General features: G+C 53.6%; 16 protein-coding genes. 1 reads left to right on the forward strand and 15 read right to left on the reverse strand.

The genetic code is table 11. The features are described from left to right. Nucleotides 1–320: 320 nt before the first annotated feature. Entirely contained in the window at nucleotides 321–977 is a 657-nt protein-coding gene (gene yunB, locus BM299_RS15035) for a sporulation protein YunB (protein WP_092486174.1), read from the reverse strand. A 76-nt stretch (nucleotides 978–1,053) separates the two neighbouring features. After that, nucleotides 1,054–2,271 carry a tyrosine--tRNA ligase gene (tyrS, locus tag BM299_RS15040; protein ID WP_092486177.1) on the reverse strand — a complete coding sequence of 406 codons (1,218 nt, stop codon included), beginning with the start codon at nucleotides 2,269–2,271 and terminating at the stop codon, nucleotides 1,054–1,056. 158 nt (nucleotides 2,272–2,429) lie between these two features. Between tyrS and BM299_RS15045 the strand changes: the two genes are divergently transcribed. After that, the gene (locus BM299_RS15045) at nucleotides 2,430–4,721 is read left to right on the forward strand and encodes a transglycosylase domain-containing protein (protein ID WP_092486180.1); all 2,292 of its coding nucleotides are present in this window, start codon (nucleotides 2,430–2,432) and stop codon (nucleotides 4,719–4,721) included. Between the two features lie 170 nt (nucleotides 4,722–4,891). Here BM299_RS15045 and BM299_RS15050 read toward each other — a convergent pair whose 3' ends face one another. From BM299_RS15050 to infC, 13 genes are all read right to left on the reverse strand, one after another. Beyond that, on the reverse strand, nucleotides 4,892–7,258 hold the full coding sequence (locus tag BM299_RS15050) for an endonuclease MutS2 (protein WP_092486183.1): 2,367 nt from the start codon (nucleotides 7,256–7,258) through the stop codon (nucleotides 4,892–4,894). Nucleotides 7,259–7,352: 94 nt separating this feature from the next. Next, on the reverse strand, nucleotides 7,353–9,890 hold the full coding sequence (locus tag BM299_RS15055; RefSeq protein WP_092486186.1) for a U32 family peptidase: 2,538 nt from the start codon (nucleotides 9,888–9,890) through the stop codon (nucleotides 7,353–7,355). Between the two features lie 46 nt (nucleotides 9,891–9,936). After that, nucleotides 9,937–10,896: a Nif3-like dinuclear metal center hexameric protein gene (locus BM299_RS15060; RefSeq protein ID WP_092486189.1), complete on the reverse strand. Its 960-nt coding sequence runs from the start codon at nucleotides 10,894–10,896 to the stop codon at nucleotides 9,937–9,939. 48 nt (nucleotides 10,897–10,944) lie between these two features. Beyond that, entirely contained in the window at nucleotides 10,945–11,535 is a 591-nt protein-coding gene (locus BM299_RS15065) for a DNA-3-methyladenine glycosylase (protein ID WP_092486192.1), read from the reverse strand. Continuing rightward, the gene (gene polX, locus BM299_RS15070; RefSeq protein ID WP_342741338.1) at nucleotides 11,532–13,247 is read right to left on the reverse strand and encodes a DNA polymerase/3'-5' exonuclease PolX; all 1,716 of its coding nucleotides are present in this window, start codon (nucleotides 13,245–13,247) and stop codon (nucleotides 11,532–11,534) included. Before polX ends, BM299_RS15065 begins: the two co-directional genes overlap by 4 nt. A 148-nt stretch (nucleotides 13,248–13,395) precedes the next feature. Then, nucleotides 13,396–13,665: a cell division protein ZapA gene (locus tag BM299_RS15075; protein WP_092486198.1), complete on the reverse strand. Its 270-nt coding sequence runs from the start codon at nucleotides 13,663–13,665 to the stop codon at nucleotides 13,396–13,398. A gap of 173 nt (nucleotides 13,666–13,838) precedes the next feature. Then, the gene (gene pheT / locus BM299_RS15080) at nucleotides 13,839–16,262 is read right to left on the reverse strand and encodes a phenylalanine--tRNA ligase subunit beta (protein ID WP_092486201.1); all 2,424 of its coding nucleotides are present in this window, start codon (nucleotides 16,260–16,262) and stop codon (nucleotides 13,839–13,841) included. A 64-nt stretch (nucleotides 16,263–16,326) separates the two neighbouring features. Further along, on the reverse strand, nucleotides 16,327–17,349 hold the full coding sequence (gene pheS / locus BM299_RS15085; RefSeq protein ID WP_092486204.1) for a phenylalanine--tRNA ligase subunit alpha: 1,023 nt from the start codon (nucleotides 17,347–17,349) through the stop codon (nucleotides 16,327–16,329). A 573-nt stretch (nucleotides 17,350–17,922) separates the two neighbouring features. Further along, on the reverse strand, nucleotides 17,923–18,015 hold the full coding sequence (locus tag BM299_RS15090) for a YqzL family protein (RefSeq protein ID WP_092486207.1): 93 nt from the start codon (nucleotides 18,013–18,015) through the stop codon (nucleotides 17,923–17,925). 81 nt (nucleotides 18,016–18,096) lie between these two features. Beyond that, the gene (locus BM299_RS15095) at nucleotides 18,097–18,942 is read right to left on the reverse strand and encodes a TrmH family RNA methyltransferase (protein ID WP_092486210.1); all 846 of its coding nucleotides are present in this window, start codon (nucleotides 18,940–18,942) and stop codon (nucleotides 18,097–18,099) included. A gap of 85 nt (nucleotides 18,943–19,027) precedes the next feature. Beyond that, nucleotides 19,028–19,387, reverse strand: coding sequence for a 50S ribosomal protein L20 (gene rplT / locus BM299_RS15100; protein WP_092486213.1), 360 nt, complete (start codon nucleotides 19,385–19,387; stop codon nucleotides 19,028–19,030). A 41-nt stretch (nucleotides 19,388–19,428) separates the two neighbouring features. Then, nucleotides 19,429–19,620 carry a 50S ribosomal protein L35 gene (gene rpmI / locus BM299_RS15105; RefSeq protein ID WP_092486216.1) on the reverse strand — a complete coding sequence of 64 codons (192 nt, stop codon included), beginning with the start codon at nucleotides 19,618–19,620 and terminating at the stop codon, nucleotides 19,429–19,431. A gap of 32 nt (nucleotides 19,621–19,652) precedes the next feature. Then, nucleotides 19,653–20,171, reverse strand: a complete 519-nt coding sequence (gene infC / locus BM299_RS15110) for a translation initiation factor IF-3 (protein ID WP_342741339.1) — start codon at nucleotides 20,169–20,171, stop codon at nucleotides 19,653–19,655. Between the last annotated feature and the right edge of the window lie 171 nt (nucleotides 20,172–20,342).

Raw genomic sequence — 20,342 nt, forward strand, 5'->3', positions numbered from 1 at the left:
AGAGTTTAATCTTTACTCTTGTTTGCTGTTTCCTAGAATTACTCGCTTTTGACGAGTCGCTCGCATCTCAAACACTGTTCAGTTTTCAAGGAACTAACTATATTTGGTTTCGCTTTTTAGCGACATTTCTCATTATATCGCGCATGGCTTTGCGTGTCAAGAACTTTTTATTTCTTGTCACCGCCTCGCGACGACTTTATTATGGTAACATCTACATTTTTGTTTGTCAATACTTATTTTATAAAAAATATAATGTTTTAAATGGGCAATCTATCTTGCAAATATTATTTATATAATCGATGTTTTTATACGTAAAATCTTTATTTTAAACCATCTACCCCCAAAATTCCTCCGGGGAAATTGATTACCGCTTCCGGCACATCTCCCACAATGATGCTTTCGGCTACAGGCACCTTGGTTGCTATTTTCACTTCAGCGCTGTAGAGAGGGACAACCACACGCACCATGGTGGTGAAATCCAGGTAAACTTTATGCCTGGTTTGGTTAATGCCTGCTTGTTCAAACCTGTCTATCACATTCACGCTTACCGTACCCATGGGGTGAATGCCGACGCGAATATACGGCCCCATATCCGCAAGGATATAGCTTCCCAGCACCTGACCGAAGGGTATGGATATTTGCTTGCCCTGCAAATCCCGCAACCTTTGCTGTACATTGAGCGTTATATCAGCAGCCATCCGGTTAATCTGCACGGTGTTGGCTTGCATCAAAGCCACCCGTCCATTGTAATCCCGGTGTACGGTTATAAAATCCTGGTAGTCGATATTTTTCCGGGATACTTCCTTTTGCACAGTCTTGTTAATAGCGTCCACGGCCATCTGCGTAACTTCAACTTCCGCTATGGAAAATAACGTGGGGCGCACCCGGCGGTCGACAAAAACAAATAACCCGCTTGCCAGCAAAAGTAACAGGAAGACAGCTAACACTTTACGGTGTGGCTTTCTTCTTTTAAACATCGGATCACCCCCATATTTATATGTATATGGGGAATCTCAATCTACAATTAAATAAACCCGAACTATTTCGGGTTTATTACGCAAGACGAATAAACTTTCTCTTACCGGCTTTAATGACCATTCCGGGTTCGGGCTTGATTTTCCCGTCGGGAGCGTCAAATTTTTCCCCGTTCACCCGCAACGCCCCCTGTTGAATCAGTCGCCTGGCTTCACTGGTACTGCCGCACATACCTGCTTGCTGCATTACTCGCGGCAGCCAAACCAATCCATCCTCCAGCATATCTTCTGTTATTTGGAATGTGGGAATGTCCTCCGGTAAATCACGCTGCTGAAATACACGCTTGAATTCTTCTTCCGCATGTTTCGCCGCATCTTCCCCGTGATAAATCCCTACAATTTCACGGGCCAGGCGCATTTTGGCATCACGTGGGTGCAAAATGCCGTTTTGTAAGCCTTCGGCAATTCTTTTCACTTCATCCAGGGGCACTGTGGTAACCAACTCATAGTAACGCAACATTAAGTCGTCGGGAATGCTCATGGTCTTCCCGTACATTTCACCCGGCAACTCATCAATACCGATGTAGTTACCCAAGCTTTTACTCATCTTTTGTACGCCATCCGTGCCCTCGATAATGGGCATCATCAATGCAACCTGGGGCTCCTGGCCGTATTCCCGCTGCAATGTTCTACCCATAAGCAGATTAAATTTTTGATCCGTACCGCCCAGTTCCACGTCTGCCTGCAACGCAACGGAATCATATCCCTGCATCAGCGGGTAAAAAAACTCATGCACGCTTATGGGCAGCCCTTCTTTAAAACGCTTGGCAAAATCGTCCCTTTCCAGCATCCTGGCCACGGTATACTTGGCAGCCAGCTCAATTACCCGGGCAAAGTTCATGGATGACAACCATTTACTGTTGAAAGTAATGGTGGTTTTATCGGGGTCCAGCACTTTAAAAATCTGCTTTTCGTATGTCCGGGCGTTTTCCAATACCTGCTCCTCCGTAAGTTGCTTCCTGGTTTCGGATTTGCCCGTCGGGTCCCCGATACGTGCGGTAAAGTCACCTAATATGATGGTTGTATTGTGCCCCAGTTCCTGGAACTGTCTGATTTTTTGCAGCACTACGGTATGACCCAGGTGAATATCCGGCGCAGTGGGGTCCAGCCCCAGCTTGATATGTAAAGGCCGGCCTGTTTTTACGGACCTTTCAAGTTTGGCCACCAGTTCTTCTTCCGGCACTATCTCCACAACGCCTCTTTTGATTATTTCCAACTGTTTTTCCACAGTGAGCATAAAATGTTCCCCTTTCCCATTCGCCTCAATGCTTTAAATTATATCAAATATTAAAGATTGGATACAAGGTGGTAATTTCTGTGTTAATACTTTTCATTGCATTATGATATAATTGCGTTGACATACCAAGGTTAAATCCCTAAAGGGGGCCATATATCTTGTCTACAAAAAATAAACGCAGGAAAAGAAAGCTGAATCCTTTTAGGCTTGTATTATTCCTTATTATTTTGTTTGTCTTGATATCCGCCGGCGCCGCCATGGGAATAATGGTAATCAGCATTAAAGAACTGCCGGCATTTAACGAAAAAAACTTAATACCTTCCACGTCTACCCAGATTTTTGATAGTAATGAAAATTTGGTCACTAAAATCGGTCTGGAAAACCGGACGGAGGTCTCCATCGGCAATGTCCCTGATCATGTTAAAGATGCTTTCCTGGCAGCGGAAGATCACTTGTTTTACGACCACCACGGTATTAGAATCAAGGCCATAATACGGGCCGCCATGAACGACGCCCTGCACATTGTAGGCGTGGACCGAAATTTCCAGGGCGGTAGCACCATCACGCAGCAACTGGTCAAATTATCCTTTTTAAGCCCGGAAAGATCTATTAAAAGAAAAATCCAGGAAGTTATATTATCCTTTAAAATGGAGAGAAGATATTCCAAAGATGAAATTTTGGAAATGTACCTGAATCGAATATACCTGGGCGAAGGAGCTTACGGTATACAGGCCGCGGCGCAAACTTATTTCGGCAGGGACACTGAAGATTTATCGGTGGCCCAGGCCGCCCTGCTAGCCGGCCTTACCAAGTCACCCAACAACTATTCTCCGTATCGGGATCCTGAACTGGCTGTTACCCGGCGCAACCAGGTGCTGGACGACATGTACCGTTACCACTTTATCGACAGCCCAACATACCAGGAGGCCAAATCAGAAAAGTTGGCACTAAAACAAGGCGGCCCTTCGAATACCCGGTATCCATATCCATATTTTATGGATTTCATTACCGACCAACTGGTGGATATGTTCGGCGATGAAAAAGTATTTAATGGTGGCTTAAGGGTCTACACCACCTTGGACCCGGAAATTCAATCCTACGCGGAAAAGGCGATGGCCAATCCCGCCAATTTCCCGGCGTCCCAAAAAGACGCACAGGGCGTACTGCAGCCCCAGGGCGCCATTGTAATCATGGACCCCTCCACCGGCGAGATTAAAGCCCTGGTGGGCGGCAGGGAACATACCCATAAAAGAGCGCTTAACAGAGCCACCATGTCGCCCAGGCAGCCCGGCTCAGCCATCAAACCAATTTTGGCTTACGGGCCCGCCATTGAATTGATGGGCATGGGGCCGGCCAGCGTCATTGATGACGCGCCGGTTACCTATCACCAGTATAACGATTATTCACCACACAACTATGATGGCCGGTATCGGGGTTTAATTACCATGCGCACGGCGCTGACCCACTCCGTAAACGTAGTGGCGGTCAAATTGCTTATGGATCATGTCACCATACCGGAAGCCGTAAAATTTGCCGCCCGGCTGAACATTAATTTAAAACCCACCGGGCCGGCCATGGCACTGGGCGGCTTGAGCCGCGGCGTCACCCCGATGGAATTAACGGCCGCATATGCGGCTTTTGCCAACCACGGTATTTATAATAAACCGGTGTCCATTTTGCGTGTGGAAGACCAAGACGGCACCACTTTATTTGAAGCCGAACCCGCCCCGCGCAAAGTAATGAAAGAAACCACCGCCTATTTAATAACCGATATGCTAAAATCGGTAGTCCGATCCGGTACAGGCACCGGCGCGCAAATCGGCCGGCCGGCGGCCGGTAAAACAGGTACCACGGATGAAGGAAAAGATATCTGGTTTGCCGGTTACACGCCCGACCTGGTGGGCGTGGTCTGGATCGGCTACGATTCACCTACTAAAATGCCGCGTAGTTATGGCGGCACCTACCCGGCCAAAATCTGGCGGGAAGTAATGCGGCAGGCGCACCGGAATATTACGCCGCGCGATTTTACCGAACCACCCGGCATTGTTACGGCGACTGTGGATAGTAAATCCGGCCTGTTACCCGGTCCAAATACCCCACAGGAGCACCTGGTTACCGACATATTTGCCGCCGGCACGGTACCGACAGAAACCGACAACGTCCATGTATTAACGGAAGTTTGTGCTACAATGGGCTACTTGCCTAACCAATATTGTCCGGATAGAATAACTAGGGTGATGCTAAAACTACCTTATACCGTGGCGCCTTCCGTAGAGGATTATAACCAGAGGGTACCCACTAAAATATGTGACGTGCATGGGCCCCAAGACTTAATTGGTACAGGCACAGGCGATGGGGACAACCGGCCGTTGCCGGTGGATATAAACATCAACAAGCCGGACAAAAATAATGATGAAACAGTTTTTGAGAATATCTTTCAAGGGGAGTAAAGGCAGGTAACCCGAACCTGCCTTTTTTTACTATCAGGAAAGTATACTAAAAAAGGCAGGCAAAAAAGGGGACAGGCACTTTTTTCAAAAAGCGAAAAAAGAGCCAGTCCCCTTTTTAGCGATTTCGGGCGTTCTGTCCCCTTTTTGTTTTTTATTTACCCGGCTCTTATTTACGCCAGTTCAACCACGGTCACCCCGCTGCCTCCTTCGCCCTGTTCACCCAGACGAAATGTTTTCACCCGCCGGTGGTTTTTGAGCATTTGCTGAACTGCCGCCCGCAGTGCTCCGGTTCCTTTGCCGTGCACCAGAGTAACCACCGGCAGGCCGGCCACGCAGGCGTCATCCAGGTACTTTTCCACCTCCGCAAGCGCTTCTTCCACCCGCATGCCGCGCATGTCCAGGCGGGTGGAAATATCCCTGGCCTTTTTCTGCACCAACTGGCCCAGGCCGGCGGCACTCCGGCGATCGTTTTTTTTCTGCGCCGCTCTGCGTAATTCGGTGCGGGCGATGGTCATTTTAATCATACCCACCTGCACGTGCACCTCATCGCCCTGCCCGGGATCATCAAGCACCACCCCCCGCTGGCCGTAGCGGGGAATAAACACCTCGTCACCGGGCCTAACATTTGTTACCATTTCATCATTGTCCCCGGGCACATCGTCCGGCGCCCTTTCCTCAAGGCTGGCTTGCAATTGTTTCAACTGTCGCCGCGCTTTTTGAACAGAAGTTTCCCGTTCCCGGGCGGATTCCTCCTTAAGCGACGCGCGCAGTTCTTCCACCAGGTAATCAGCCTCGCGCCTGGCTTTTTTAACCAGATCCCTGGATTCTTCAACGGCCCGGGAAATGATTTCATCTTTCTTAGCATCAATTTTTTTCACCAGGAAAAGGTACTGTTTCCGGTATTCCTCGGCTTCCCGGCGCAGCATTTCCGCTTCGGCTTTTTCTTTTTCCGCCAGCAGGCGGTCTTTTTCCATTTCACGCATCAAATCGGCCACTTTGACCTGTTCTTCGGTCAGAAACTCCCTGGCTTTTTGCACAACCGATTCATCCAGCCCCAATCGCCTGGCAATTTCAAAAGCATTACTGCGCCCGGGCCGGCCGATCAGCAGCCGGTAAGTGGGCTGCAGTGTTTCCGGGTTGAATTCCACACTGGCATTTTCCACCCGTGCATGGGCAAAGGCGTAGCTTTTCAGCTCACCGTAGTGTGTGGTGGCCACCGTTCTGGCCCCCTGCTGCCGCAGGCGGTCCAAAATGGCCCGCGCCAGGGCCGACCCCTCAACGGGGTCGGTCCCCGCCCCCAGTTCATCCAGCAGAACCAGGCTTCTGTCGCCGGCCCCGGCCAGGATATTCACAATATTGCTCATATGGGACGAAAACGTACTCAGCGACTGTTCGATACTTTGCTCATCGCCGATATCAGCGTATATATCGTCAAATATGCCGATAACCGTACCCTCGTCAGCGGGCACGTGCAAGCCGGCATGGGCCATAATGACCAGCAAGCCCACTGTCTTCAGCGAAACCGTCTTTCCGCCGGTATTGGGGCCCGTAATGATCAGCATGTCAAAATCTTCACCCAGGTGAATGCTGATGGGCACGGCTTTGCCGGGCAACAGCGGGTGCCTGCCCCGTTTTATATTCAGCCTGGCTTCGGAAACCATGCCCGGGGCCCAGGCATCCAGCTTTTCACTGTAGCGGGCTTTGGCCATAACAAAATCAAGCCTGCCCAAATTTTCCAGAGTATACAGCATTTCTTCGGCCCGGCTGCCCACCGCCTCTGAAAGTTCCCGGAGGATCCTGGCTATCTCCTGTTTTTCTTCGGCCAGCAGTGAACGCACTTCATTGTTGGCCTCGACCACTGACATGGGCTCAATAAATAAGGTGGCCCCGCTGGCTGACTGGTCATGTACAATACCTGGAATTTGCGCCCGGTATTCCTGTTTGACCGGCACCACGTAGCGGCCTTCCCTGATAGTCACAATGGGGTCTTGCAGGTATTTTTGATAGCCGGTTGACCGGATAATGGCGTTGAGCCTCTCTTTAACCCGCTGCTGGGCCGTGGATAATTTGCGCCTGATTCCGGCCAGCCTGTCGGAAGCCTGGTCGGATATTTCCCCACCCGGGATAACGGCCCGGGCTATTTGTTTTTCCAGTTCCTTAAAATCGCCCAGACCCAGGGTTATGACGCTCAGACGGGGGTATCTTTCCTGCCGCTCATTGAAAAACGACCTGATCTGGCGGCTTGCTGTCAGGGTTTGCAGGATCAACCACAATTCCCGGGGATCCAGCACCACCCCCCGGGCACTGCGGCGCACGGCATCCCGCACATCGTTCCAGCCGTCCAGCCGCGCGTTGGGCTCGATGCGCAAGAGTTCCCTGCCTTCCGTTACTTCGGCCTGCGCTATTTCTATATCCTCCCGGTCCGTGTAGGGAACCAAACTTTGTACCAGTTCCCGGCCTATTTCCGAGGCCGCGTACGCGGCCAGCTGTTCCTTTACCTTGTCAAATTCCAATCTTTTCAGGTTACGCTCGTCCATAATCTCTCCCTGCTGAATAATAGTCGTCAGTCGTTAGTGGTCGGTCGCCGGTTTTTTCATTTATTCAATACTGGTTATAAACATACCTCTATACCTATTCAAGTACACCCCGGTAGTAGTGACCGCGGGTGTAACCGGGCCCCCTTGCGGTTAATTCCTGCACAACGGTGGTCAGATCCGGTAGATTGCTTGTTTTACTCATTATACTGTCCAGCACCCACCTGTACGTTTCGGTCACCCGGGCCACGTAAGCATCATCTTCCCGGCGAGCTTCAATTCTCAGCACGGCAGGGCCGGCCCTGGCCAGATACGGTAATGTTTCCAGCAAGCATAATTCACGGGAATTAAAAATGTGCATCAGACAATTACTGTCGGTTTCCACAGGGAAAACCACCCCTTTGCGGTCCAGCAGCGCGAAGGAACCCTTGCGGCACGGGGCGGTGCAACCGTCGCCATCCCCTCTGCCGCCCAGCAAGCTGCCTACGGCGCAATACCGGGTAACCATGAGCGGCAAAGTCCCGTGCACGATAACCTCGGTTGCTGCGGCGGCATCGCCGGCCAAATGCTTAATCTGCTCTCCGGTCAACTCGGGAGACAGGGTAACTCTGCGCACACCTCGTTCCTTTAAAAAGTAAGCGCTTTGCCGGTTAAAAACATTCAGAGGGAAATCCGTGACCACCGGCAAATCGGTTAATTGCCTCAGTGTAGGGAGCATCCCGTAGCCGGCAACCAGCACACCGTCCGGTGCCACCTCAAGCAGCGTTTTCAGGTACGACAGGTACTGCTCAAGCTCCCGGTCATGCAGAATGCGCGGGGTGGCCAGGTAAAATTCAGTGCCCGCTTCCCGGCAAACTTGTCGGACCCGCCGCACTTCCGAGACAGTAATCTTGCCGCGCCTGCGGTAGACATCGCCGCCGAAATAAACCAGCCCGGCACCGCTCTGCACGGCCGCCCGCGCCGCTTTTGCACTGCTCACCGCCACCGCCAGCAGCGGCGAGCTGCCGGTAACCTTTTCGGTAATGCCGTCATTCATTACCGCGGCCAGTTTACGTTCAATCACCGCCACCGGCAGCGGGTCGGGCTTGCGCAACCCGGCCCGTCCCGCCGCTATTTGCTCCACCACCCGGCGGCGCACGTCGTTGATTTCCCGGACCGGCAGCATTACATTTTCATCCAAATCGCACTCCAGCTTGCCAAGCACAAAGGGTGTGTTCCCCAGCCGGTCCAATTGCCCGGCCAAAAATTCGGCCGTCAGAGCACGCTTTTGCGCAGGCTCGCCCGCTGCTTTGGTATAGGCCCCGGCGGTAACCCCCTCCCGGTCATTCGCTTCCAACAGCAACGGCTCGCCCAGCCTGGCCCGCACCCGAAAATCCAGCGGGATTCGCCTGGTTTCCCGGCTGGACGAAAACGTCTGCACCGCCTTTTCCATCAACTTAACATCGTGGGTTTTAAATACCCGGTCCCCGGGATGAATATACCCCTCCAGCTTAAGCGCCGCCACTTGCCCCGCGGGGGCGGACTCCACCTTCCGGCCGTTGACATAAAGTTCGTTTACCTCGGCGCCTACCCGGCCTCCCCGGGTGACCCATACTTCTATGCCGTCGCCCACCTGCAGCGGGGCCTCCAGTTCAATTTGGGCCCGCCGGGTTTTCCGGTCGTACCGTCGAATACGGCCCAGCCTGGTTCCCCTGTTGTTCGGGCGTTTGCAACTCATCATTTGCCTGCCCGGCACGTCGAAGAAATAACCGGTTGTAAAGTCCCGGTTAAATATCTGGGCCAGTTCATAAGCTTCCTCGTCGCTGACTGTACTATCTTTCCCGGCCGCAGCCCGGTCAATCAAACTGCGGTAAATTCTGGTCACAGTGGCCACGTATTCGGGGCGCCGCATGCGCCCCTCTATTTTAAAGGAATCAATACCCGCTTCAATGAGTTCAAAAATATGCCGGCTCAAGTTCAGGTCCCGCGGGCTGAGCAGATACTCGCCCACCAGTGCTGAATCCGCCACCGGCACTCCCCTGTCGTCCACCAGACGGTATTCCAAACGACAGGGCTGGGCGCAGCGACCTCGATTGCCGCTGCGCCCGCCGATCATGCTGGACATCAGGCACTGCCCGGAATAACAGATGCAAAGCGCACCATGCACAAACGTTTCCACCTGCACCCCGGTGCGTTCCTTGATCTCCCGCACGGCATCCAAAGCCAGTTCTCTGGCCAGCACGACCCGCCGCAGCCCCGCATCCTTTAAAAATAACACCCCCGGTACGTTATGGGCCGTCATTTGCGTACTGGCGTGCAGTTCCAATTCGGGAATCACCCTGCGGGCCAGCCTGATCAATCCCAGGTCCTGAACGATAACCGCATCGGCACCGGCGTTATACACAGTGTGCAGGAAACGCACGGCTTCCCTCAACTCGGTATCGGCCAGCAATATATTTACCGTTACATATACTTTCACGCCGCGCACGTGCGCGTATTCAACGGCTTGGGCCAAAGCGGCCCCGTCAAAATTATCCGCGCCCCGGCGGGCGTTGAACTGCCGGCCGCCCAGGTAAACTGCATCCGCGCCGTTTTGCACGGCTGCCACCAGTGCCTCCCGGCTGCCCGCCGGAGCCAGCAATTCCGGTTTAATCATACTTAAACCCCGCTTCTCTTCAATTTCAACCGGCCCCATCAGACATTTAAGACTGGTTGCGTTTATGGCGGATCAGCCCCGCACAGGGGATAATCTCCAGCCCCTTTTCCGCCAGACCGTCCAGCAGCAAATTCATGCCCAGAGAGTCACTGGCCATGTGCCCTGCGATTATTACGTTGACATGGTTTTTCTCAGCTTCCTTGCGGTGTTTTTCTCCCATGTGCATCACCAGCAATGTACCCACGCCGGCTTGGGCCAGCTTGGCGTATGCATCCTCGGAACCGCCGGTCCCCCCGGTCATGTCCACCAGAATTTTGCCGGTCCGCCGCTCCTTGCTTCCGACGACAATGGCCGGCCCGGCGTTGTATTTGACAGCCTCGGCATATTCCGGGACGGTTTTCAGCAGCTTGATCACATCGCCCAGAGTCCTGGGCTGCTCACTGTCCATCAACTCCTGGACAAAACTGTTGACCTGGTTGTCCGCCACGGTGTGGGCGCTCATTAAAGGTATATTCAGTATGCGCGCGGCATCCACCGCCCGGTTGTGGTTGATGGGCATCAGCCCGCGCCTTACTTCGCCGATGCGGGAAGCCATGATCCCTTCGGCAACGTTTATGGGCACGCCATACCGGGCCAGTACATCTTCCTGCAAGTGCATAACGTCGTGCAGCGCGGCCAGGGCCTTACCTTCCGGGTGGTGGGACATAATCAGGTCCACGGGGCTGCCTTTTTCGGCCAGCCGGTCGGCCAGCAGCACCTCGCCCACTTCGATATCAATGCCCACCAGCACCCGTTTGACTTCCGCGGACGGGTCGCCGTACAGCACCCGGGTGTCGCTGTAGGGGTTGGCCAGCCGGTCGGTATCGAATTCCTTTTTATCCTCCGCCTTCATTTCTTCATACTTTTTCTTTTCCCTGGCCAGCTGGGCGGCCACGACATCGGCACCCCGGGGGTCCTTCTCAATCCCCCTGGCAATTACATATTCGTAAATTTCACTTATTTTCACTTGTTTTACCTTCCCTTCAGTAGAAAATCAATACCATATATATATTGGTTATTTTCTGGACACATACCTGCAATCCTGCAAATAAAAACGCAAAGGAAGATCCGTTCCTTCCTTGATCCCGATCCGCGTGGCAGTCACAATGGGCGCACCCGCCTCGCCTTGACAGATATACAGTCGAGCACCGGTTAGGTCCAACCGGTTGTGCTCGATGCCAATACCCATGGCCTGGGTGAGCTTGGCCGGGCCGGAGCACAGCTCACGCATATTTTTGCGCCCGCGTCGCCGCTGCATCAAAGCAATGCCCTCGGTAGGCTCCAGCGCCCGGATAAGCACCGCCTCGCCCACCCCTTCAGAGTTTGTCACCGCATTAAAACAGTAATGCATTCCATAAGTAAAGTATACATAGGCATAGCCCGGCGGTCCGAACATTACGCTGTTACGCGGCGTCATCCGGCGGGCTGCGTGGCATGCCGGGTCACCCTGCAGATAAGCTTCCGTCTCCACTATTTTGCCGGCAGTGGTCCCCTCCGGGGAATGATGCACCAACAAACAGCCCAACAATTCTTTGGCCACGGTCACGGTATCCCGATCGTAATATTGCCGGGGCAACGGCCGGCAAACGGTTCCCCCGTTACTCATTTGCGCAACACCCGCAGCAGGTCCGGCAGCGGCAGCGTATTTAACACATGCGACGGCTCCAACCAAGCCCGCCGGGCCACCGAAACGCCGTAAACCATTTCATCCAGTCGTCGCCGGTCGTGGGCGTCTGTATTTATAGCCACCGGCACGCCGCTTTCGCGGGCCAGTTGCACATAAAACTCGCTCAAGTCCAGCCGGTCCGGCGAGGCGTTGATTTCCAGCACCTTGTTGTGCCGCGCGGCCGCCTCGATGATTTCTTCTACATCTACGGCGTAAGGTTCCCGGTGCCCCAAAAGCCGCCCCGTGGGATGCCCGATGATATCCACATGGTCATTTTCAATGGCCGCCAGAATTCTCCGGGTTATCCGGTCCTTATCCTGCTTGAAACCGCTGTGTATCGACGCGATCACCAAGTCGACCCGGGCCAGCACCTCATCGGGATGATCCAGGCTGCCGTCCGCCAGTATGTCCACCTCCACGCCGGTGAGCACGTAAAAGTCCTCCCACTTTTTATTCAATTCCCGAATCTTTTCATGCTGGGCCAGCAATCTTTCCCGCGAAAGCCCCCGGGCAATTTTCAGGGACGTGGAATGGTCGGTGATGGCTAAGTACGAATAGCCTTTTTCCCGGGCCTGCTGCACCATCTCCTCAATACTGCACGCGCCGTCGCTCCAGTCGGTATGTACGTGCAGGTCACCCCGGATGTCGGCCAACTCCAGCAGCCGGGGCAGTTCGCCCCGGGCCGCTGCGTTGATTTCTCCGTAGTTTTCCCGCAGCTCCGGGGCCACATATTGCAAACCCAGCAAGCGGTATATATCTTCTTCACTGCTTACCGGGGCTGTTTGCCTGTCCCGGCGGGAAACCATGCCAAACCGGTCCAAACGCCAGCCCTGCCGCCAGGCCGTCATCTGCAGGCGGCGAAAGTGCTGCTCACTGCCGGTGCTCCAGAGCAAGGTGAACCAGTATTGCTCCCGCGGCACCGCGATTAATTCCACCGGCACCCCCCAGCGGCTGACAGCCTGCACCCGGTCCTTGTCACGCCAGGTTGCTTCTCCCAAGCCGGGGTGCAAAAGAAAGGCGTCCAGTATTTCCGCCGCGTCATCCGGGTTCCGGACAACAGCCAAAAGGTCTATGCTGTCAACCAGCTCGGCCCAGCGCCTGATATCCCCGGTAACAGTGACCGCTTCCACTTTAACCATCTGCTCCAGGTACTCGTGCAGCGCCAACGCCAGTTCCCGGGCCGCCCCCAGCGGAAGCCGGCGCGCCTGTTTTTTCATACGGCTGATATTACGCACTAGCTCCTGTTCGATTTTTGCGCCCATACCGGGCAGTTCCCGAATTTTCCCGGCCCGGGCCGCCTTATCAAGCTCCGTCACGGTGGTTATTCCCAGCTGTTCATATATCAGCCGGGCCCTTTTGGGTCCCAGCCCGGGCAAGCTCATCATTTCCGTCAGCGATGCAGGTATTTCCTCTTTAAGTTCCTTGTGCAGCCGGCATTCTCCGCTGTCCAGCAGTTCACCGATTTTGGCAATGATGTTTTTGCCCAAGCCCGGCACCTCTTTTAATGCCCCGCCGGCATAAAGCTCCTTGACGGGACGATCAAGCCCGGCAATGGCCCTGGCGGCCCGCCGGTAGGCCCGTATCTTGAAAAATTCCTCTCCTTTGAATTCCAATAAGTCGGCTATTTCATAAAAAACCCAGGCAATTTCCATGTTTCGCACAGAATATACGCCCCTTTGCACAGGCGGGGCTGTGCTGCGCGGCAAAGCCCGGCACAGCGTAAAACCCAGCCCCGGCCAAAATTAATGTACCCCGAATAAGATAAAAAAACTCATGAAGCCCTCTCCATGAGTATATGAGTTATTTTTTTTTCTTTTTGCGTTCCGGTTCCAGCATTTTCACCAGGTTATTGTATTCTTCCCTTAACTCATACAATTCTTCGGTAATGTTCAGTGCCGCCAGTATGGCAGCCTTATACAGGGATAGCCTGGGATTGCGCTGCAGCATCATTTTCATTTGTTCGTCCACATGCCGGGCCATCTTGAACATTTCTTCCGGAGCCGCATCACCTTTAAGCGTGTAGCGCACCCCGTTAATCTCCACATCCACCCGGTTTTGCTCATCAGACATGGGCCGGCCTCCCCAGCGGTTATTGGCACATTTTGTAGTGTATTCTGCGTAAAATGTCTGATTCCTGCTAAAGAAAGGGTAATTTTCATTTTTTTTGCTGTTATTCGGAAGGTAGTATTAAAAAGGTTGCCGCCATCCTGGACAACGACAACCCTGGTTATAAATAAATGTCTTTACTTCCTCAACACGGCCCCGAATTCCTTTTCCAGAGTCCCGGTAATGGATTCAATTTTTTTGCCCACTTCCTCATCGGTCAGCGTCCGGTCCTCGGCCTGGAACTTGAGAGCAAAGGCCACGCTCCGGTATCCCGATTCGATATTCTGACCACGGTATACGTCAAATAACCGCACGTTACGTAAAATAGTACCGCCGGCGCGTTCAATCGCCTTGATCAGTTCGCCGGCCGGTATGTCTTGGCGCACCACCACGGCCAGGTCCCGGTCCACCCCGGGGAACTTGGGCAGAGGGGTGTACCGGCGCGGCGCGCCGGATACCTGAATCAGGCGGTCAAAGTTAATTTCCAGTACGGTCACCTTTTGATCCAGGTCATAAGCCTCCTGTACGTCGGGGTGCAGTTCCCCGATTACCCCCAGTTCCTGTTCCCCGGCCCGCACGACGGCCGTACGCCCCGGATGGAACCCCGGCACATCCCCGGCGGGAACATAAGATACATCTTGTACGCCCACCCTCTCCAGCAACGCTTCCAATATACCTTTAAGGAAGTAAAAATCCATAACCATGGGCCGGGTATTCCAGCCGCCCGGCGTTTCCCCGGTTACAGCCGCAGCCAGCATGGTCACTTCTTCGGGCAGAGGCTCGCCTTCCCTGGGGTAAAACACCCGGCCCAGTTCAAAGACGGCCCCATCTCTGACCCGCCGGTTGCTGTTGCGCTGCAACACTTCCAGCAGCCCGGGGAACAGCAATGTGCGCATCACCGATTGTTCTTCGCTTAACGGGTTATGCAAGGCTACCACGTTTCGGTACGGGCTGTCGGCGGGCATGGCCAGCCGGTCAAACACCCGGGGACTGATGAAGCTGTAAGTAATTACCTCACTGAACCCGCCCCGGGAAAAATAATTTTTCACCCGCAGGGCCAGTTCCTGGGGATAGGTCCTGGCACCCCGGGTAATGGCGCCGACAGGCAACGTACCGGCCACCTTATTAAACCCGTACAGCCTGGCCACTTCTTCAATCAAATCCACTTCAATATTTACGTCAGGCCGGTGGCCGGGCACGGTAACCATTATGCCCTTTTCGTCATCCTGTACCTTAAAATGCAGGCGGGCTAACAAAGCGCTTATTTCCGTTCCGGTAAGCTGCAAATCCAGCAGGTGATTCACCCGTTCCGGGCGCAGTAATATGGTCTTCTCCGACGCCGGCTCGGGATAGTTATCCACCACAATTTCTGTCACATCCGCCGCGCCCATCTCGGCCAGCAGCGCGGCGGCCCGGTCCGCGGCCCGCCGGCAGCCGGTGATGTCAATACCCTTTTCAAACCGGGAGGACGACTCGGAGCGCAAACCCAGGTCCCGGGAAGTGCGCCGAACACTTACAGGCTTGAAATAGGCTGATTCCAGCAGTACGGCGGTGGTCTCTTCGGTTACCTCGGAATAGAGCCCGCCCATCACACCGGCCACCGCCACGGGACCGTCCGGATCGGCAATGACCAGCATATCGGTGGATAGCTTTCTTTCCGCTTTATCCAGGGAAACAATTACTTCTTCCCGGACCGCCCGGCGCACAATAATATGGCCGTCCCGCAATTTGTGGTAATCAAAGGCGTGCAGCGGCTGGCCCAGTTCCATCATGACATAGTTGGTCACGTCCACCACGTTGCTGATGGGCCGCATCCCCGCCGCCCGAAGCCTTTGCTGCATCCAGGCCGGCGACGGACCCACCCGGACATTTTTCAGCAGCCGGGCAACGTAGCGGCGGCACAGGTCGGGTTCTTCGATATCCACCTGCACCCTATCCTCCGGAGCCGGCGCAGGTTCGTTCAAGTTGACCGGGGGCATTTTCAGGGGCTTTTTCAAAATAGCCGCCACTTCCCGGGCCACACCGATCATGCTCATACAGTCGCCCCGGTTCGGGGTCAGTTCCAGCCCCAGAATCACATCATCCAGGCCGATTAAGGGTTTGACATCCAGCCCGACGGGCGTATCCGGGGGCAAAATCATGATGCCGTGGGCCTGGTCCGCCGGCATGGTATCCGGGTCCAACCCCAGCTCCTGGCCGGAACAAAGCATCCCCCGCGATTCCACCCCGCGCAATTTGGCCTTCTTGATCGCCAGCCCGCCTGCCAGTTTGGCGCCCACCACCGCCACCGGGACCACCTGCCCCTCCCGGACATTGGGCGCCCCGGTGACAATTTGCAGGTTCTCTTCGCCACCCACGGTAACCTGGCAAATAACCAGTTTGTCGGCATTGGGATGGTTTTCAATTTTCAATATTTTACCGGTATAAACCTTTTGAATATCTTTGCCTGGCTCTTCGATGCTCTCCACCGCCAGGCCCGTCAGCGTCAATGCTTCAGCCAGTTCATACGGAGATATATCCACCTCAACATATTCCTGCAGCCATTTATAGGAAACACGCAAGTTTGTTTACCTCCTCGCTTGGTATCCTCGTGATTGCTTAAAAGGTATATTCATAACCCTGAATTTAAAACTGGGCCAGGAAGCGCAGGTCGTTTTCAAACAGTAAACGCAGGTCATCAATACCGTACTTGAGCATGGTAATGCGTTCCACCCCCATGCCGAAGGCAAAGCCGGTTACTTCCTCGGGATTATACCCGGACACTTCCAGCACCCTGGGGTGCACCATCCCGCAGCCCAGAATTTCCAGCCAGCCCGTCTGGGAGCATACCCGGCAACCACTGCCGCCGCACATAACACAGGATATATCCACCTCGGCGCTGGGCTCGGTAAAAGGGAAAAAGCTGGGCCGGAACCTGGTTTTCGTCTCCGGTCCGAACATTCTTTCCACGAAGGCCTGCAGCGTGCCCTTCAAGTCGGCAAAGGTGACCCGCCTGTCGATGGCCAAACCCTCCACCTGGTTGAACATGGGCGAGTGGGTGGCATCGTCATCCCGGCGGTACACCCGGCCCGGGGCGATTATGCGCACCGGCAAGGCGGGGGCGGTCCGCTCCATGGTCCGCACCTGTACGGGCGAAGTGTGGGTGCGCAAAAGCACCTCAGGGTTAATGTAAAATGAATCCTGCATATCCCGGGCGGGATGGTCTTTCGGTAAGTTAAGCGCCTCGAAGTTGTAAAAGTCCAGTTCAATTTCCGGGCCTTCTTCAATGCTGTACCCCATGCCCAAAAAGATATCTTCAATTTCCTCCTGTATCATTGAAAGCGGGTGTTTGCGCCCGGCCATAAAAGCAACGCCGGGCAGCGTGACATCGATCTTTTCCGCCTCCAGCCGTACTTTTTTGACCTCTTCCTTGATTTCAGCCGTGCGCCGGGCCAGGATGTCCTCAATCTCGGAGCGCACTTCGTTGGCCAGCCGGCCGATTTTGGGCCTTTCCTCCGCGGAAAGGGAGCCCATGCCGCGCAGAACGCCGGTCAGCAGCCCTTTTTTACCCAAAAAACGTACCCTGATTTCATTCAACTGATCCAGGTCGCCGGCCTGGGCCAGCACCTGCCCCGCTTCAGCTAAAATTTGCTTCAACTTTTCTTCCACAGTTACATCCCCCTCAGAATAACTAGTGCCTTGACTAATAAATCCTTGCACACTTTTTGCAAAGTATTTAGTTCATATCTTGTTTGGGAAAACAGCCGTTTTAAGACGGCACTAGTATGATTTTCAAACCGTGCAGCTTTGACACAAAAGTCCTGGCAAAGATTTAGAAATTAACCACATTACTACCTTATAAATTACTTATACTTTTTCGGCTATCAATTTTTGTACAAGGACTTTTGTGTCGCTGCACTAACAATTGCTCCTATTATTCCCATTGCATAAAACAAAATAAAAAACCGCCCCAAGGGACGGATTTATCCGCGGTACCACCCTGATTTTGCACCATTACGGTTCAACAACTCAGTCCGGGCGACATGCCGCCCGGGTCCCGGTAACGGCGGGAATCCGGCTACACCTACTTGTCAAACGTTCAGCTGCAGTTCCGGGGTGAATTTCAGCGGAATTGCGCTTAAAGGAACTCCCAGTCTTTAAGGTTCCTTCTCCCTGGAAGGCAATTTGCAACGCCTACTTATCCCCATCATTACCGTTGGTAAATATCTGTGCGTGCATCGTCTAGTGTAAAGCCAGCCTTCTGTACAACATATACGCCCGGATGGAACCGGTAGCTTCAAACAGTTTCCAGAAAAAATCGGCGGTTAAAAACATTTAACCACAACCTTTCCCTCATTCTTCGGGAACCTTTATCGAGACTGATTATATCACAAGGCAGTTTTTAAAACAAGGAAGTTAACTAAAAAATGAGGGCCAGGTCCTTGCAATTTCTTTGCCAGCATCCATCCGCTGGCGCACTGTTTCGTATAACATAATGCCGGCCGCCACCCCGGCATTCAACGATTCCGCCCGCCCGGGCATGGGTATCCGCACCCTTTCCCGGGCCGCTTGCAGAACAGCTTCGGATACTCCGTCGGCCTCGCTGCCCACGGCCAGCGCCACCCGACCGGTCAAATCACACTGATGTACCAGCTTTTCCGAGCTGAGATCGCCCACCACCAGACTCCAGCCGCCCGCATGCAATTCCTCCAGCAGCCTGTCCCGGTCCGGCGCAGTAAACAGCGGCACATGGAACACTGACCCCATGGTTGCGCGCAACGTCTTGGCATTATACGGGTCTACGACGCCCTTTAAAAGTATAACGGCGTCCACACCGGCGGCGTCCGCACAGCGAATGATGGTGCCCAGGTTACCCGGGTCGCGGATTCCGTCAACCAGCACAAGTAAATCACGGCTCTCCCCGCCCCGGGCCGCCGGATCAAATGCCCCCCGGCGGGGCATTTTTACCACCGCCAGCACCCCCTGGGGAGTATCGGTATCCGCCAGTTCCGCAAATATCCCTTCCGCTACTTCCCGCACGGGAACCCCGCGTTCCGCCAGCAATTCCAACAGCCTAGCGGCCCGCAGGCTGCCGGCCGCCCGGGGGGTATGCAGGACCATTTCAACCGGCCAGTCCACCTTCACCGCCTCCTCCAAAAAGCGGACGCCCTCGATAACAAACTTGCCTTCGCTTTCCCTGAACTTGCGCTGCACCAGTCGGCGTACATATTTTATACGCGGGTTTTGTTTGCTTTGCAGCATATGGTTTCTCCCATCATAAAAATAAGCATGGCCGGATATACACCATGCTTATTTTACCGCTGTAAGTCTGTTTTAATGTTACCAATCAAGAGTTTACCTTACTTTTGGCCATATCCACCAGCTGGCCGAAAGCCTTGGCATCATTAACAGCCAGATCCGCCAGCATCTTGCGGTTGATTTCCACGCCGGCCTTTCTCAGGCCGTTCATAAAGCGGCTGTAGGATATCCCGTTATTGCGCGCCGCAGCGTTGATACGGGCAATCCATAGTTTTCTGAAATCGCGTTTTCTGGCTTTCCGGTCCCGGTAAGCATACATCAGGGATTTCATTACCTGCTGGTTGGCTACCCGGAACAGTTTACTTTTCGATCCCCGATATCCTTTGGCCAGTTTTAAGATTTTTTTATGTCTTTTACGTGAAACCACACTGCTCTTCGCCCGTGGCATGGTAATTCCTCCTTTTTTGCGGAAACTCTAACTTCTACAACTTAAGGGAGAAGACGTTGCAGTTTACCGGCATCAGTTTTATGAACAATTAAGGATTTGCGCAGATTACGCTTGCGCTTGGCCGACTTCTTCCCCAAAATATGACTGTGAAATGCATGTGACGCCTTGAATTTCCCTGTCCCCGTCTTTTTGAAGCGTTTGGCGGCACCACGATGTGTTTTGATTTTCGGCAAGATATCTTCACTCCTTCCTAATATAAATGGCACTAATCCTGTTGTTGCTTGGGTGCCAAAATCATAATCATATTTTTGCCCTCAAGTTTGGGCTGTCTTTCCACGTTGGCCAGGTCAGCCACTTTTTCGGCCAGCCTGACTAAAAGCTTTTTGCCCAGATCAGGGTGCACTATCTGCCGGCCCCGGAACATGATGGTAGCTTTTACCTTGTTGCCGTCCTTGAGAAAACGGACAGCGTTTTTGGCCTTGACTTCAAAATCATGGTCCTCGATGTTGGGTCTCAGTTTAACTTCCTTTATACTGATGACTTTCTGGTTCTTCCTGGCTTCTTTCTCGCGCTTGCTTTGCTCATACCTGTATTTGCCGTAATCCATTATCCGGCATACCGGCGGCCTGGCCTGGGGGGCCACTTCCACCAGGTCCAGTTCCCGTTGTTCCGCCAAACGCAAGGCTTCGCGTACGGGAATCACTCCCAGTTGATTACCGTCAACGTCTATAACCCTGACTTCTTTAACCCGGATTTGCTCATTAATCCGATGGTCCCTGGTAATTGTGTTTCACCTCCAAAAAAAATAAAAAAACGGGCAGTCCACCCGCTATAAAACCAAATGTAATCCACAATAAATTTAATTTATCGTAGAACTTATCAATGACCCTTGGACAGTCCAATTGACGTCGTAAGGTGAGAAGCGAGTGGCTTCTACTTGGGTATAGTATACAAT

The sequence above is a fragment of the Desulfoscipio geothermicus DSM 3669 genome, from assembly GCF_900115975.1.
GTDB classification, from domain to species: Bacteria; Bacillota; Desulfotomaculia; order Desulfotomaculales; family Desulfallaceae; genus Desulfoscipio; species Desulfoscipio geothermicus.

What these genes read in the sequence shown, in the direction of transcription:
- BM299_RS15065 (WP_092486192.1), bottom strand. Translation starts at nt 11,535, where the DNA reads ATGAGTAACGGGGGAACCGTTTGCCGGCCGTTGCCCCGGCAATATTAC.
- BM299_RS15090 (WP_092486207.1), bottom strand. Translation starts at nt 18,015, where the DNA reads ATGTTTTTAACCGCCGATTTTTTCTGGAAACTGTTTGAAGCTACCGGT.
- polX (WP_342741338.1), bottom strand. Translation starts at nt 13,247, where the DNA reads ATGGAAATTGCCTGGGTTTTTTATGAAATAGCCGACTTATTGGAATTC.
- BM299_RS15050 (WP_092486183.1), bottom strand. Translation starts at nt 7,258, where the DNA reads ATGGACGAGCGTAACCTGAAAAGATTGGAATTTGACAAGGTAAAGGAA.
- tyrS (WP_092486177.1), bottom strand. Translation starts at nt 2,271, where the DNA reads ATGCTCACTGTGGAAAAACAGTTGGAAATAATCAAAAGAGGCGTTGTG.
- BM299_RS15095 (WP_092486210.1), bottom strand. Translation starts at nt 18,942, where the DNA reads ATGCTGCAAAGCAAACAAAACCCGCGTATAAAATATGTACGCCGACTG.
- BM299_RS15075 (WP_092486198.1), bottom strand. Translation starts at nt 13,665, where the DNA reads ATGTCTGATGAGCAAAACCGGGTGGATGTGGAGATTAACGGGGTGCGC.
- BM299_RS15055 (WP_092486186.1), bottom strand. Translation starts at nt 9,890, where the DNA reads ATGATTAAACCGGAATTGCTGGCTCCGGCGGGCAGCCGGGAGGCACTG.
- rplT (WP_092486213.1), bottom strand. Translation starts at nt 19,387, where the DNA reads ATGCCACGGGCGAAGAGCAGTGTGGTTTCACGTAAAAGACATAAAAAA.
- yunB (WP_092486174.1), bottom strand. Translation starts at nt 977, where the DNA reads ATGTTTAAAAGAAGAAAGCCACACCGTAAAGTGTTAGCTGTCTTCCTG.